Below are 14698 nucleotides of genomic sequence, written 5' to 3'. Positions count from 1 at the left end.
TTTAAGTATACCTGTAAAACAGGCCAAAGTACGTTGCAATCAAAATGCGGATTAATCCGGTGGTGATGGATAAAAATAGGTAATCGCGGCATTATTAGAGATGATTTCCTTATTGCCGAATCGCCCCTTACAATGCATTAAAAAATGCATGGCAGCGTGACCAATAAAGGAATAAATTCAGTGATTTATCTGTTTCGTGTTTTCGAGGATGACAGCGGTGACTATCTGGAGTTTGTCAGTCGCGAGGATTTGATTGCGGCCTATAATCAGCAAAAAAATCCGCAGCAGTATAACTGGGGAACGGTTGGCATAAAGCAAGCCATGAGCGAGGAAACGCGCCTCTCCAAATTGATGGCGCTCAAAACCATGCAGAGCCTGGGCGATAAACTCGTGGTCAGAACGGTGGTGAAGGGCGAGGTAAACTGGTATTCACCCAATAACTCCCACGGCATTCCGTCGGAATACACCATTGCGGTGAAGTTTTTCAGCGACCATTGCGCCCACTACCGCTTGACCAATTGTCATCACGAGGTATTTGAGATCGCCAACGAGATGCGCTTCAGAGCCTTAACGCAGGACGTGATCGGCCGTATTCTGCAGCGGGTGGAAAATACCCGTTGCGCCCAGAAGCTCGACCGCTACCTCAACATGAATCTGCGCAAGTTGCGCCAATACGGGGTGGAATCGCTTTCGCTCACCGGTTCGTATCTGGATATTCAAAAGGCGATTTCAAAACAGGAACTTTCATGCCCTTTCTTCGGTTCGTTTCTGGAAGAACTCTTGGCATTGTGTGTCGAAAAAGAAAAAGAGCTGGTTGGCGAGCCGCAAATTTATGAAAAAATAATCTGAACAGGCCGGGTCATCCGCTCTTGTGCAAGGGTGTATTCCTGCTTAAGCGCATCTGAATCTTATCAATATCACGTCTGAAAGTCGCTAACCCAAGGTAAGGCTTTGAACTACGACAAAAAGCCGCTAAAATGGGGGCTTATTTTCTGACCCTCATTTTTGGCACTCTATGCAACGCATTATTCGTAAAATCACCTCTTTTTTTACAAGCCCCAAAAATCCTCTTCAAACGGCCTCGGCCGCCTCACCTGGTCAGCCAGTGGTTTTTTCACGCAAGGAACACGGCATTTCGCGCAGTCAAATCGACAAAGCGGCGCTGGATGTACTGTACAGCTTAAAGCGCGCCGGTTATGAGGCCTACCTGGTTGGCGGTTGCGTGCGCGACCTGCTGCTGGGGCTGGAACCCAAGGATTTCGACGTGGTCACCAATGCCGAGCCCGAAGAGGTTCGCGAGGTGTTTAAACGCCGTTGTCAGTTGATTGGCCGACGTTTCCGTTTGGCGCATGTGCGTTACGGACGCACCGTTATTGAGGTCGCCACCTTCCGCGGCCACGGCGAAGGTGAGCAGCGTCGCGATTTCTTTGGCCGCAACGGCAAAGCCAGCGGGCTGGCGCGCGAGGTGGACGATACCGGTCGCCTGTTGCGTGACAATGTTTATGGCAGCATCGATGAGGATGTCTGGCGTCGTGATTTCACCGTCAATGCGCTTTACTACAACATCCACGATTTCAGCGTCATCGACTATGTCGGCGGTATGGCCGATATCAAAGCCGGTCAGCTGCGTCTAATCGGTGATCCGGAAACCCGTTACCGCGAAGACCCGGTGCGTATTATCCGCGCCATCCGTTTTGCCGCCAAGCTCGGTTTCAAAATCGAAGCGGCGACTGAAGCGCCGATTGTGTCGCTGGGTCAGCAGTTGAAAGACGTTTCCAATGCCCGTCTGTTTGAAGAGGTGTTAAAACTCTTCCATAGCGGCGTCGGTGTGGAAGTGTTTGAAAAGCTGCGCCACTATGATCTGTTTCAATATCTCTTCCCGTTGACGGAAAAAACCCTGGAGCAGGAGTCGGAAGGTTTTCCGCGCATGTTGGTGGTTGAAGCCCTCAAAAGCACCGATGCACGCCTTCAGGAAGGCAAGTCGGTCAATCCGGCCTTCCTGTTTTCCGCCATGCTTTGGGAGCCGATGCAGGTGCGCAAGGAGGCGCATCTGGACAGCGGCATGACTCATCAGGACGCTTTGTACGCGGCAGCCAATGACGTGCTCGAACAGCAGGTACGCGCCACCGCCATTCCCAAACGTTTCAGCGCGCAGATGCGTGACATCTGGAATTTGCAATACCGTTTGCCGAAGCGTCAGGGCGCGCGTGCGCAAAAGTTGACGGAACATCCGCGTTTCCGAGCGGCTTACGACTTTTTAGGGGTGCGTGTGGCGGCGGGCGAGTCGCAGTTTGCCGAGCTGTTTGACTGGTGGACAGAGTATCAGGAAAAAGACCCGGTGGAGCAGGTCGCCTTTGCCAATGCGGTGGAGCGCAAGCCGGCCAAACGCCGCAGAAAGCCCGGCAACCGTAATTTCCTGCGCAAGCGCAGCCAGCAAGGTCAGGCGGACGAGTAAGGAAGCTGCGGTGTCTGAGCGCGTTTATATCGGCCTGGGAAGTAATCTCGATCACCCGGAGCGGCAGTTAAGCGAAGCGCTGCAGGCCCTGGCGGCTTTGCCGGCTACGCGCTTGCTGCAGCAGTCGCATTTTTACGCCTCCAAACCACAAGGCCCCCAGGATCAGCCGGATTTTATGAATGCAGTCTGTCTGCTCGAAACCGATCTGTCTGCGCACGCCTTGCTGCAGGCCTTGCAGCAGATAGAGCAGTCGCAGGGGCGTGTCAAAAAGCGCCATTGGGGCGAACGCTGCATCGATCTGGATATCCTGCTGTATGGCGACCAATCTATTCAAACGCCGGAACTGACGGTGCCGCACAAGGAGATGGCGACACGGGATTTTGTGTTGTTGCCGCTCGCGGAAATCTCACCAGGCCGGGTTATACCGGGAATGGGGCGCGTTGAGACGTTAATTGCCCAACTCGAGCAGACCTTTGTGGTGCCTTGGGTTGCTTCAAATTCCAATCACACGGCGTAATCCTACGCTGCCAATCGTATACAAGAAGTCACTACCGATGCGTAAAACACTCTCTCAACTTAAAAAAATGGTGCAGCTGGACGAGAAGCTGGTTTGTTTGACCGCCTATGATGCGAGCTTTGCGCATTGGATTGCCGAAGCCGGTGTGGATGTCATTTTGGTGGGCGACTCGCTCGGCATGGTGGTGCAGGGGCATGCGACGACCTTGCCGGTGAGTTTGGATGAGATGGTCTATCATACGCAGATGGTGCAGCGCGGCAACCACAAAGCGTGGTGTATCGCCGATCTGCCTTTTATGGCCGATGCGACTCTGGACTCCGCATTGCATGCGGCCGGCAGGCTGATGAAAGAGGGCGGCGCCAATATGGTTAAGCTGGAGGGCGGGCAACGTGTATTGCCGATGGTCGAAACACTTTCGGCGATGGGCGTGCCGGTCTGCGGGCATTTAGGGCTATTGCCGCAATCGGTCGAGAAATACGGTTATCAGGTGCAGGGCAAGGACCAGACGTCTGCGGAAAGATTGTTGGAAGAGGCGGCGGCGTTACAAACAGCCGGTGCCGAGATGCTGGTGCTGGAATGTGTGCCGAGCGCCCTGGCGGCGGAAATAACGGCGAATTTAAGCATACCGGTCATCGGCATCGGTTCCGGCAAAGAAACGAGCGGGCAGGTGTTGGTGTTGCACGACATGTTGGGATTGACCGTCGGCAAGACGCCCAAATTTGCGCAGAATTTTTTGCAGGAAGGCGGTTCGATTCAGCAGGCCTTGGCCGATTATGTGGCGGCAGTCAAGCAGGGGCATTTTCCGCAAGCCCTGCATGAAATGGCCTGATAACGATTTTGAGTGGGTATGAGAGATGCAGATTTTTGAACAGATTGCGGCCTTAAGAACACAGATCGGCGACTGGAAAGCGCAGGGCTTGAGTATCGGTTTTGTGCCGACCATGGGGAACCTGCATGACGGCCATTTGAGTCTGGTGAAGATGGCGCGCGAACGCTGTGATAAGGTCGTTGCCAGTATTTTTGTGAATCCGTTGCAGTTTGGCCCCAATGAAGATTTTGAACGCTATCCGCGCACCTTTGAAGACGACTGCCTTAAACTGCAGTTGGCCAGCACCGATGCGCTGTTTTATCCGACCGTGGCGGAAATGTATCCGCACCCGCAAACCCAGACCCGTGTGGTAGTGGCCGATGACATCACCGTTGTATTTGAGGGGGCGACCCGTCCTGGGCATTTTGACGGTGTGGCGACAGTAGTGAGCAAGTTGTTTAATATCGTGCAGCCGGATATCGCGATTTTCGGTCAAAAAGATTTTCAGCAGTTTGCCGTGATTGAGCGCATGGTGGAGGATTTGGCCATGCCGATTACGCTGATCCGCGCGCCGATTGCGCGTGATGTGGATGGCCTGGCATTGAGTTCGCGCAATCAGTACCTTGATGCAAAGCAACGCCAGATTGCTCCGAAATTGTATGTGGCCTTGCATGATATCGCTCAAGCCTTGTCTTCCGGTAATCGTAATTTTAGCGACCTGGAAAAGGCGGCAACTGAACAGTTGTTGCGAGAAGGTTTTAATCAGGTCGATTATATCCGTGTGGTTGATCCGCAAACCCTGGCTCCCGCAAGCGTTGATCAGCGCGAGTTCGCCATTTTAGCCGTGGCCCGTTTGGGTTCCACGCGTTTATTAGACAATATTCTGATCACTGCCGCTTAATCCGCGTCATCCACTCTGGACATAAGATGAGCTTTTCGACCCTTATAGGTTTCTTTTCCGGCATTACGATTGTCTTGGTGGCGATGGCCATGGGGTCGTCTCTGGCGCTGTTTGTCAATGTGCCTTCGGTGTTGATTGTTTTTGGCGGTACCATCGCCGCGACTATGATCCGCTTTTCCATGAAAGAAAACCTCTTTGCCATTGGCATGTCGTTTAGTGTGCTCAAGTCGGATAAGCAAATCAGGGATCTGCCAACCTTTATTGCGATTACCGAGGACCTGCTGCGCCTCAACCGTCAAAAAGGGGTGTTGGCCATGGAGAATTATGAGATCAATCATGACTTCTTCCGCGACGGAGTACGCATGTTGGTGGACGGTTATGATGCGGAGTTGGTCAAGCAGACCCTGCGCGAAAAGAACCGGGTGCTGATTGAGCGTGCCGAAACCAGCGCCGGCGTATTCCGTGCGATTGGTGAGGCGGCGCCGGCGTTCGGCATGATGGGCACGCTGGTCGGTTTGATTCAGATGCTCTCCAATTTGAGCGATCCCAACAGCATTGGGCCTGCTATGGCGGTGGCGATGCTGACGACGCTGTACGGCGCCATGATAGCGCATCTGTTTGCATTGCCGATTGCCGATAAGATCGAATCCTGGGCGCAGGAGGAATCCTATCGCCAGCAGATGATTATCGAGGCGGTTTCCTGTGTTTCGCAGGGCATTAACCCGGCGGTCATGCGCGATTTGCTTAAGCCGTATCTGTCCGGCAAAAAGCAGAAGGTCGAGCTTGATGGCGAGTAAGAAGGGCGGCGGCTCCTCCTGGCTGGTGACCTTTGCCGATCTGATGTCGCTGTTGATGGCGGTCTTTGTGCTGTTGTTTGCGATGTCCACACTCGAGGTTCCCAAATATCGCGCCACGGTCGAATCGCTGAGGGAGGCGTTAAGCCACTCGTCTACGCTCAGTCCGCAGCAGGAAGCCTATTTCAACTCGTTAAAAACTCAACAGGACAGCTCCGGCGACACGCCTAAAAGCCAGGTGGAACTCTATCCGTTGTATGAAAGTTTGCTGCAGACCTTTGCCAAGGAGCTGCAGGATGCGGATGTGAAGATGGATTTTGATCCCAAGAAAAACGGCATTAAATTGACCTTTCCCGAGCAGATTGCCTTTGCGCCCGGCAGCGCCGATTTAAAGCCCGATTTCGTCGAAATGCTGGCGCGCTTCAAGGGGTTTCAAAAAGAGAATATGACCGTCAAAGTGGTCGGTCACACCGACAAGACGCCGGTGTTGGGCGGGCGTTTCAAGTCCAACTGGGAGTTGTCGAGCGCGCGTGCAGCCAGTGTGGTGTCGAGTTTGATCGAGCGGGGGATTATCCGTCCCGAACAGGCTGAAATTGTCGGCATGGCGGACAACCAGCCGCTGGCAAATGGCGACACACCAGCCGACTACGCCAAGAACCGCCGGGTGGATGTGTTGATCTTTTCGGCGCAATAATAAAAAAGCCCATGAACCTACTGGTTACATGGGCTTTTGACGCGGATGGGGAAATCTGGTCTTAAACCGCTTTCTTCATCTGTACCGGAATGGTATTGCGCGTGTGCGTGATATTGTTCTCTCTGTCCACATAAACCAGTTTGGGTTTGAATTGGTCAGCCTCCGCCTCGCTCATGGTGGCGTAGGTGGCAATAATCAGCAGGTCATTCGGATTGGCTTTATGGGCGGCCGCCCCGTTGACTGAAATGATGCCGCTGTGATCTTCCGCACGAATCGCATAGGTGGTGAAACGTTCACCGTTATTGATGTTGTAAATCTGGATTTGCTCGTATTCGCGGATCCCGGCGACTTCCATCAGGTGGCCGTCGATCGCGCACGAACCTTCATAGTCCAGTTCGACGTGAGTCGCGGTAACGCGGTGTAATTTACATTTTAAAAGTGTTACTTGCATACGGCTCTCATAGGATTCGAGGCAATCGGATTGCGCTGTTTAACAGTTAAGTCCAATATCGAACTCAACATCGACATTAGGCTAACCTTAAATTAGCGCATTATTATACCCATTTTTATCAAAAAAACACCCAACAAAAAACCCCGTCTGATGACAGGGTTCAAAGGCAGTGACTGCGTAATCAGCAATACTGACAAGTGGTTAGGCGATTAACCCGTATTGCGCATACCCGCTGCAATCGCATTGATGCTGTTGAGCAACGGCGGTAGCCAAACCGATTTATCTTCTTCGCTTTGCGCGTTTTTATAACGTTTCAAGACGACGACCTGAATATTGTTCAATGGCTCCAAATAAGGCGTACGACGGCTGAGCGACAGCGCCAGACCTGGGGTTTCCGCCATCAAATATTCGTTGCCGCTGATTTCCAGGATGCGGCTGACGGCACGCGTGTGTTCGTCCGCAATCATGCTGTAAATCTTCTGCGCAATCTGCTGGTCTTGCGCCAGTTTGCTGTATTCGCCGCCGATTTTCAGATCGGTTTTGAACAGCGCCATCTGGATATTGCTCAACAGACCTTTGAAGAACGGCCATTGCTGGTACATGTCTTTCAGGTCATTATCGCCATGTTCCTGGATCCAGTTATCCAGCGCAAAACCGGTGCCCTGCCAGGCAGGGAAGGTTAAGCGGGCCTGTGCCCAGCCGAAAATCCATGGAATGGCGCGGATTGACGACTTCGACAGATTGCCTTTTTTGCGGTGCGACGGACGCGACCCGATGTTCAACAGACCGATCTCTGTTACCGGGGTGGCTTCGTAGAAGAACTCGAAGAAACCGGGGGTGTGGTCGGTCAGTTCACGGAAACACTGCTCACCCTGTTCCGCCAGCTTCTGCATGATTTCCAGATGATGCGGATTATCCTGTTTCACCGGTTTGATCAGGCAGGTGCTGGCTTTCATCAGGCCGGTTACGCCCAATGAGAGTTCATACATGGCCGTTTCGGCATTGCTGTATTTATACGAGAGCACTTCACCCTGTTCGGTGAACTTGATCGCACCGCGCACCGTGCCGGTCGGTTGCGACAGAATCGCGTGGTGAGTCGGTCCGCCTCCACGTCCGACCGTGCCCCCACGGCCGTGGAACAGACGGCAGTGAATGCTGTAGCTGTCCGCCAAGGCCATAATCGACTGTTGTGCCTGATAGAGGTTCCAGGCAGAAGCCAGGTTACCGCCGTCTTTAGCCGAGTCGGAGTAACCCAGCATGATCTCTTGCTGGTTGCCGGAGGCGTGCAGCATGGTGCGATAGGTTTCGTTTTCAAACAGCGCCGTGGTGACCGGAACGATGTGTTTAAGGTCTTCGATGGTTTCGAACAGCGGGCTGATCTGAATATTGCAGTACGGTTTGCCTGCGTTGTATCCCGCCAAGCCGGCCTGGTGCGCCAGGAACATGACTTCCATCACGTGGCTGGCTTCATGCGTCATCGAAATAACGTAGTTATTGAAGGCTTTCGGGCTGATTTCGCGGCGCATCTTGCGGATGACATGGAAAACGTCCAGCACTTCTTTGGTCATCTTTTCGAGCTTGATGTGCTGGGTGTCGATGATGGTGGCAGAACCGATATGGGTTGCCAGCAGTTCCAGTTTTTCGGCTTCCGACAGCGACTTGTAGTCGATGTTGAGGTGAGACAGCAAATCGGCCACCGCATCGGTGTGCACGGTCGATTCCTGGCGGATGTCGAGGCGCATCAGGTAGAAACCGAAGGTCTGTACCAGGCGGATCAAATCCTGCAAATCGGCATTGGCGATGTTTTCGTCACCGTGTTCGCACAGGGATTGATGGATCAGTTGCAGATCGGCCAGCAGTTCGTTTTCCGAATTATAGGCAAACGGACTCTTTGGGATCGGCGTATCGTTGAGTTTCGCTTCCACATAGTTGAGGTTGTGCTGCAGGCGTCCGCGAATCAGATACAGGAAGCGGCGGTAAGGCTCATCCTTGAAACGCTCCGGGCGTTTTTTGAAAACGCTTTCCAACAAAGCGGAGTCAACAATGGTCGCTTTGTTCAAGATTTCCTGATTGATAGGCGTAATGTATTTGGAATGCGTCAATTTATGGCTCAAATCGAACACACGGTTCTGGTATTCATACAGCACGGAACGCGTTTGCAGCAGCAGGGCCTGAACGGTCGTATCATGCGTGACAAATGGGTTGCCGTCACGGTCGCCGCCGATCCAGGAGCCGAAGGTCAGGAAGTTTGGTGTCTGGATATTGTCTTCAGGGTAGTAACGCGCCAGAGCACGTTCCATATAACGGTAAACCTGAGGTACGGCTGTAAAAAGCGATTGACGGAAGTAGTAGATACCGTTACGGATTTCGTCCTCGACGGTTGGCTTCTGACGGCGTACTTCATCGGTTTTCCACAATACCTGAATCTGGTACTGCAGCTTCTTGATGACTTCTTCCTGCGCATACGGATTGTTGTAGGCCTCGGCTTCGTTCAATTCACCGAAGGTCAGGAAAATCTTACGCAGGTTTTCCATAACGGCACGGCGCTTCGATTCGGTGGGGTGGGCAGTGAAAACCGGAATATAGTTCAGGTTGTTCAATAGCAACTGAACCTGGTCAGCCGAGAAGCCTTGCTCTTTGAAGCCTTCAACCGTTTTTAAGACAGAGCCTTCCCACAATGGGCCGTCGGACTTCAACTGGCTTTGGCGCTCGAAATACTGGTGCTCTTCTTCCGCGAGGTTGACCAGGCTGAAGTAGATGTTGAAAGCGCGGATAATGAGAATCAAATCTTCCGGTGTCTGTTGTGCGATAAATTCCGTCAATTCGGCACGCAAGGCGGGATCTTCTTTTTCATGAAGCTGAATATAACCCGTGCGCAGCTTTTCAACGGCATCCAAAACCGGTTTGCCAACCTGGGTTTCAATGATTTCACCTAGAAGACTTCCCAGTAATTTGACGCGTGCTCTAAGTTGCTTATCTCGCTTTTCTGCAGCCATTGTTTAACTCTCGGTTTCCATAAACAAAATTATCTGGATTATAGCAGAATTATTGGGTTTCGTTAAGAAAGTCTTTAGGAGAGTGGGGCTGTGCAGGCAATAAAAAAGCCCCGCTGCGGGGGCTTTTGGGTGTCAGGGTCGCGTGAAAAATTACGCTTTTTCCTGATACTGTTTAGCACCAGCCATAATTTCGGCGCGAGCGACTTCAACATCTCCCCAGCCGTCGATCTTGACCCATTTGCCTGGCTCAAGTGCTTTGTAGTGGCTGAAGAAGTGTTCGATCTGTTCTTTCAACAGCGGGATGTCTTCCACAGCGTTGATGTTTTTGTAGATTGGCGTCAGTTTGTCGACAGGAACGGCAACCACTTTCGCGTCTTCACCGCCGTCGTCGGTCATTTTCAGGATGCCGATCGGGCGGCAGCGGATAACGGAACCGATCATCAATGGATGAGGGGTGACAACCAGTACGTCAACCGGATCGCCGTCATTCGCCAGGGTGTGGTTGATGTAACCGTAGTTGGCTGGATATTGCATGGTCGCGCCCTGAATGCGGTCAACCCAAACCAAGTCGGTGTCTTTGTCGACTTCGTATTTGATTGGAGAGGCGAATGCCGGGATTTCGATAATGACGTTGATGTCGTTTGGAAGGTCTTTTCCGGCAGGAACTGCTGCGTAACCCATAGTGTTTTCCTTATGCTGTTGAGCAGGCGTTTTAACTACCCGGCCTGCTGAGTTTTCAAATCGCAAATGAATTCGGTTTAAAGCAAAACACCCGCAATGAGGCGGGTGTTTGAAAGCGCAAGGTCTTTAGCTTATTTAGTGTGGTAAGCGACGACTTTTGCAACTTCGTTTTTAGAACCCAGTACAACCGGTACGCGGTCGTGGATGCCTTTAGGGGCAACATCCATGATGTCCATACGGCCAGTAGAAGAAGCACCACCGGCTTGTTCAACCAACATAGACATTGGGTTACCTTCGTACATCAGACGCAATTTACCGGCTTTTGAAGGCTCGCGCGTGTCGTATGGGTACATGAAGATACCGCCACGTACCAGAATACGGTGAACTTCGGCAACCATTGACGCTACCCAGCGCATGTTGTAACGCTTGGCCAATGGACCTTCTTCACCTTTCAAGCAGTCGTCGATGTACTGTTTCATTTCTGGTTCCCAGAAACGCTGGTTAGACATGTTGATTGCGAACTCAGCCGTGTCGGCCGGGATTTGTACGTTTGACTTGGTCAATACGAACTCACCGATGTTGGTGTCAAGCGTAAAGAAGTTAACGCCTTTACCGGTTGTCATGACCAGAATTACGGATGGGCCGTACAGTACGTAACCCGCTGCAACCTGGTTGCGGCCGTTTTGCAGGAACACTTCCTGGTCGTCGCCAGGGCGGTTGTCTTTAGCTTCCAATACAGAGAAGATGGTACCGACAGACAGGTTAACGTCGATGTTAGAAGAACCGTCCAGCGGGTCGAAAGTCACCAGGTATTTGCCGTTAGCGTTACCGGCTACCGTGTAATCTTCTTCTTCAGAAGCGATACCGCGAACGTAAGGGTTAGAAACCAGAATGTCTTTCAGCAGGTCGTTAGAGATAACGTCCAATTTCTTCTGTGTTTCACCTTGAACATTCTGGTCTTCGGTGGCGCCCAAAATACCGGCTAGTTCACCTTGGCCCAATTTGTAAGCGATATCTTTACACGCGATCATGATGTGGTCGATTACCAGCTCCAGTTCCGCTGGAATGCCGTCTGCCGCCAATACTTGGTCTAGTCTTTTCATCGAGAGGCTCTCTTCTTAAAGTGTTTTAAAGTGGATATTTAACGAAAACAAAATTGCGCCAATTCTACCACGCCGGGCCAAAAAGGTACAACTTCATCAAAAACTCCCGGCCGGCCTTGTTAAAATAGGCCGCAAAATTTTTACGTTGAAGGCCCAGAAGGTCTTGTCTCATAGTGAGTTGTTATGAAGTTTATTGTGAAGTTGTTTCCGGAAATCATGATCAAGGGGGATACCGTCAAGAAGAAGATGGTGAGCCAGTTGAACGACAATCTGCGCACCTTGTTGCAGCGCATCAGTCCGGAGATTCAACAGAAGCGCTTTTGGGACAAGATCGAGGTGCAGTGCGAGGATGCCTTGGCGGATGCGGTGCGCCGCGTGCTGACGCAAACGCCGGGGATCGAGCAGGTGCTGGAGGTCATGCAGTTTAGCGTGGGCAGGGAATTGCAGGCGATCGCCGATCAGGTGGTCGAGGTGGTGCTGCCGTGGGTCGAGGGCAAAACCTTTGTGGTACGCGCGCGCCGCAGCGGCCAGCATGCGTTCAACTCGTTTGAAGCGGAGCGTTTTATCGGCGGGGAGATTTGTACGCACGGCAAACCGTTGCGTGTGGACCTGGATCACGCCGAGGTCAAGATCGAAATCGAAATCCATAATGATGAGGTTAATATCGTCACCGCGCGCCGTCCCGGTCTGGGTGGTTTTCCGATGGGTTCGCAGGGTGAGTTGCTGTCGTTGATGTCCGGCGGTTTCGATTCGACGATTGCCAGTTATCTGACGATGAAACGCGGTATCAAAACCCATTTTATTTTCTTCAATCTGGGCGGCGCGGCGCATGAGATCGGCGTAAAGCAGGTGGCGCTGTATTTGTGGAGCCGCTTCGGCGCATCGCATCGCGTGCAGTTTGTCAGCGTGCAGTTTGACGCGGTAGTGGCGGAAATTTTTCGCTCCACCCATGAGAGTTATATGGGCGTGACTCTGAAGCGTCTGATGCTGATGGCGGCGGAAAGGGTCGCCGACCAGATGGGCATCGATGCGCTGGTGACCGGCGAAAGTGTGGCGCAGGTAAGCAGCCAGACATTGCGCAATTTGGCGGTGATTGACGAGGCGACACGCAAGCTGGTGCTGCGTCCGCTGGCGACCATGAATAAGCCGGATATTATGGCGATGGCGGAAGCCATCGGTACGCGTCATTTTGCCGAAAATATGCCGGAATACTGCGGTGTGATTTCTAAGAACCCGACCATTAACGCCTCGTTTGAGCGGATGCACAGAGAAGCCGCCAAGTTTGATTTCAGTGTGCTCGATAATGCCGTGGCGCAGGCGACTATGCTGCCGGTCGATAAGATTGTCGAGGATGTCAATCAGGCGGCTGCGGTGGAGATTGTGCATGCGGTGGGTGACGACGAGCAAGTGATTGATATCCGTGCCTCTTCCGAGCAGCGCGCCAAGCCGCTGACGGGGGTTGAATCGCTGGCGATTCCTTTCCATGAATTGAATCAACAGTTCCCCAAACTCGACCAGAGCAAACAGTATTTGCTGTATTGCGAAAAAGGGGTGATGAGTCAGTTGCACGCCCAGTATCTGCGCGATAAAGGGTTTGAAAATGTGCGCGTATATCGCCCGCAGGCTTAATGGCTAGACCCGGCCTGTTGAGTTTTTTCGGCGGTTTTTTCACCGCCACTTTCTAGCTTGTCGGGTGCGGCTCTGTTCTCGGTGGTGTTTTCCCACTCTTCAAAATGTTGCGCTTTAAGCAGGTTTTTGCGGTCCGAGAGATTCTTGTAGCTTTGCAACGCCAGTTTGGTCTTTTGAATCTTGGTCACGTAATCCACGGTTTCATGGCCGATGGTGTTGCGTGCAATCACTTCCACATTGTAAAACCATTTGTAGGGGTCCAGCCCTTGCGCCTCGGCGAGGCGCTGCATTTTACGCACTCTGCCGGGACCGGCGTTGTAGGCCGCCAAGGCGAAGTTGATGCGGTCTTCCAGGCTATATTCCTCCCCTGAAAAATAGGTGTCGCGCAGAAAGGCGAGGTACTTGACGCCGGCGTGGATGTTGTCTTCCAGATTATGGATGTCGGTAATGTCGACATTTTTTGATTCGGCGGTTTGCGGCTTGATCTGCATAATGCCGTAAGCGCCGGCCGGGCTGGTCAAGGCCTGGTTGAATTTGGACTCCTGATAAGCGAGGGCGGCGATCAGGTACCAGTCAAAGTCGTAGAAAGTCGCGTAAAGCTGCAGGAAATAGGTCAGGCAGTCGATCTTGTTGAGTTCGGAAAGCTGGCGGGGTTGTTTGATCCAGTAGGTGTTTTCAAAATATTTCTTGAAGACGCTGTTGCCCAGAAAGTTGCCCTGTTTGGCAAAGTGCCGGATGAAGTCGTTGAGCGACGCCTTGAGCTCGGGCAGGTTGTAGTTGATGGCCCAGGCGATGCGACCGCCGTGATGGAAAATGATATCGTCGTAGACTTTCAGGTCTGGCAGGATCTGGCTGTATATTTTGGCGATATGGCTGTCGGTCACCGTATAAGGGTAGAGGCCGGCGTTGACCATTTCGAGGATGTCTTCGGCCTCCAGAATCGGGTCGGCGGTGAGGATTTCAATCGGCTGCAATCCGTTGAGCCCCAGAAACTGGTTGAACATCTGCAAGTGGATGATATAGCTGCTGTTGGCGACAACCAGCACCTGTTTGCCGGCCAGATCCTCCAGACGGGTGACCGGATCGGCGTCTTTGTTGGCAATGAGGATTTCCTGGATGTTGCTGATATAGGGGTCGGTGAAATCAAAGCGCGCCCGCCGTTCGGGGGTGATGGTCAGGCCGGAGGCGATCATGTCGCCTTTGCCGGCCTGTAGTTCCGGAAACAGCTTGTTGAATGGGCGGATCAGAAAGACGATATGGGTTTTATAACGTTCTTTGCGCGGTCCGCGGTTCAGGTAGTTTTCGTAGGCGTGCAGCAGGTCGTATTCCAGGCCGCGCTTGCCGCGTTTGGTTTCAAAGAAATTGGTGCGGTTATGGCTGACCAGTACCCGCAGAATGCGGCGCTCGCGGATCTGGTCGAGGTCGCCGATAAACGGTTGGTTGATGCGCGCCATTATCGACTGGCTGTCGCTGGTAAAATTGGTGCTGCCGGTACTGCCGGGGGTGGCTTGCAGGGTCGGCTGGGCGAGCGAAAGCGGGCTGGTGATCAGTAAGCTAAAAATCCAGACTTGCCAACTTCGATTGAAGTGATGTTTTAACAAGTTGCTGCGCTCATGTTGTCGTTGAAGTTTTTTATTCTAGTCAACTCTTTGGCGTTGTCCAAACGAAT

General features: G+C 52.6%; 13 protein-coding genes. 8 read left to right on the top strand and 5 right to left on the bottom strand.

Annotation, left to right across the window (positions count from 1 at the left end):
• Positions 1–180: 180 nt before the first annotated feature.
• The 7 genes from HZ297_RS01755 to HZ297_RS01725 all read left to right on the top strand — a co-directional run bounded on the left by HZ297_RS01755 (position 181) and on the right by HZ297_RS01725 (position 6169).
• The gene (locus HZ297_RS01755) at positions 181–849 is read left to right on the top strand and encodes a hypothetical protein (RefSeq protein WP_178861255.1); all 669 of its coding nucleotides are present in this window, start codon (positions 181–183) and stop codon (positions 847–849) included.
• A gap of 256 nt (positions 850–1105) precedes the next feature.
• Positions 1106–2455, top strand: coding sequence for a polynucleotide adenylyltransferase PcnB (gene pcnB, locus HZ297_RS01750; RefSeq protein WP_343034748.1), 1350 nt, complete (start codon positions 1106–1108; stop codon positions 2453–2455).
• A gap of 10 nt (positions 2456–2465) precedes the next feature.
• Positions 2466–2972, top strand: a complete 507-nt coding sequence (gene folK, locus HZ297_RS01745; protein ID WP_343034747.1) for a 2-amino-4-hydroxy-6-hydroxymethyldihydropteridine diphosphokinase — start codon at positions 2466–2468, stop codon at positions 2970–2972.
• A gap of 37 nt (positions 2973–3009) precedes the next feature.
• Entirely contained in the window at positions 3010–3801 is a 792-nt protein-coding gene (panB, locus tag HZ297_RS01740) for a 3-methyl-2-oxobutanoate hydroxymethyltransferase (RefSeq protein ID WP_178861252.1), read from the top strand.
• A gap of 25 nt (positions 3802–3826) precedes the next feature.
• Positions 3827–4681: a pantoate--beta-alanine ligase gene (panC, locus tag HZ297_RS01735; RefSeq protein ID WP_178861251.1), complete on the top strand. Its 855-nt coding sequence runs from the start codon at positions 3827–3829 to the stop codon at positions 4679–4681.
• Positions 4682–4707: 26 nt separating this feature from the next.
• Entirely contained in the window at positions 4708–5478 is a 771-nt protein-coding gene (locus HZ297_RS01730; RefSeq protein WP_178861250.1) for a motility protein A, read from the top strand.
• On the top strand, positions 5468–6169 hold the full coding sequence (locus HZ297_RS01725) for an OmpA/MotB family protein (protein ID WP_178861249.1): 702 nt from the start codon (positions 5468–5470) through the stop codon (positions 6167–6169). Before HZ297_RS01730 ends, HZ297_RS01725 begins: the two co-directional genes overlap by 11 nt.
• A 61-nt stretch (positions 6170–6230) precedes the next feature.
• Here the strand turns inward: HZ297_RS01725 and panD are convergent, their stop codons facing one another.
• From panD to HZ297_RS01705, 4 genes are all read right to left on the bottom strand, one after another.
• Complete coding sequence (gene panD, locus HZ297_RS01720; protein WP_178861248.1) at positions 6231–6620, bottom strand: aspartate 1-decarboxylase; 390 nt, start codon at positions 6618–6620, stop codon at positions 6231–6233.
• A gap of 209 nt (positions 6621–6829) precedes the next feature.
• The gene (ppc, locus tag HZ297_RS01715; protein ID WP_178861247.1) at positions 6830–9616 is read right to left on the bottom strand and encodes a phosphoenolpyruvate carboxylase; all 2787 of its coding nucleotides are present in this window, start codon (positions 9614–9616) and stop codon (positions 6830–6832) included.
• Between the two features lie 150 nt (positions 9617–9766).
• Complete coding sequence (gene ppa / locus HZ297_RS01710; protein WP_178861246.1) at positions 9767–10297, bottom strand: inorganic diphosphatase; 531 nt, start codon at positions 10295–10297, stop codon at positions 9767–9769.
• Between the two features lie 131 nt (positions 10298–10428).
• Positions 10429–11400, bottom strand: a complete 972-nt coding sequence (locus HZ297_RS01705) for a class 1 fructose-bisphosphatase (protein WP_178861245.1) — start codon at positions 11398–11400, stop codon at positions 10429–10431.
• Between the two features lie 183 nt (positions 11401–11583).
• On the opposite strand from HZ297_RS01705, the gene thiI reads away from it, so the two are divergent.
• Positions 11584–13029, top strand: a complete 1446-nt coding sequence (gene thiI, locus HZ297_RS01700; protein ID WP_178861244.1) for a tRNA uracil 4-sulfurtransferase ThiI — start codon at positions 11584–11586, stop codon at positions 13027–13029.
• Here the strand turns inward: thiI and HZ297_RS01695 are convergent.
• Positions 13026–14630 (bottom strand): MltF family protein, encoded by a 1605-nt coding sequence (locus HZ297_RS01695; RefSeq protein WP_246261566.1) that lies wholly within the window; start codon positions 14628–14630, stop codon positions 13026–13028. The two genes, thiI and HZ297_RS01695, sit on opposite strands and share 4 nt — an antisense overlap.
• Positions 14631–14698 lie beyond the last annotated feature (68 nt).

Source organism: Thiomicrorhabdus cannonii (assembly GCF_013391695.1).
Taxonomy (GTDB): Bacteria; Pseudomonadota; Gammaproteobacteria; order Thiomicrospirales; family Thiomicrospiraceae; genus Thiomicrorhabdus; species Thiomicrorhabdus cannonii.
This window is presented reverse-complemented; position numbering and strand designations above follow the sequence as displayed.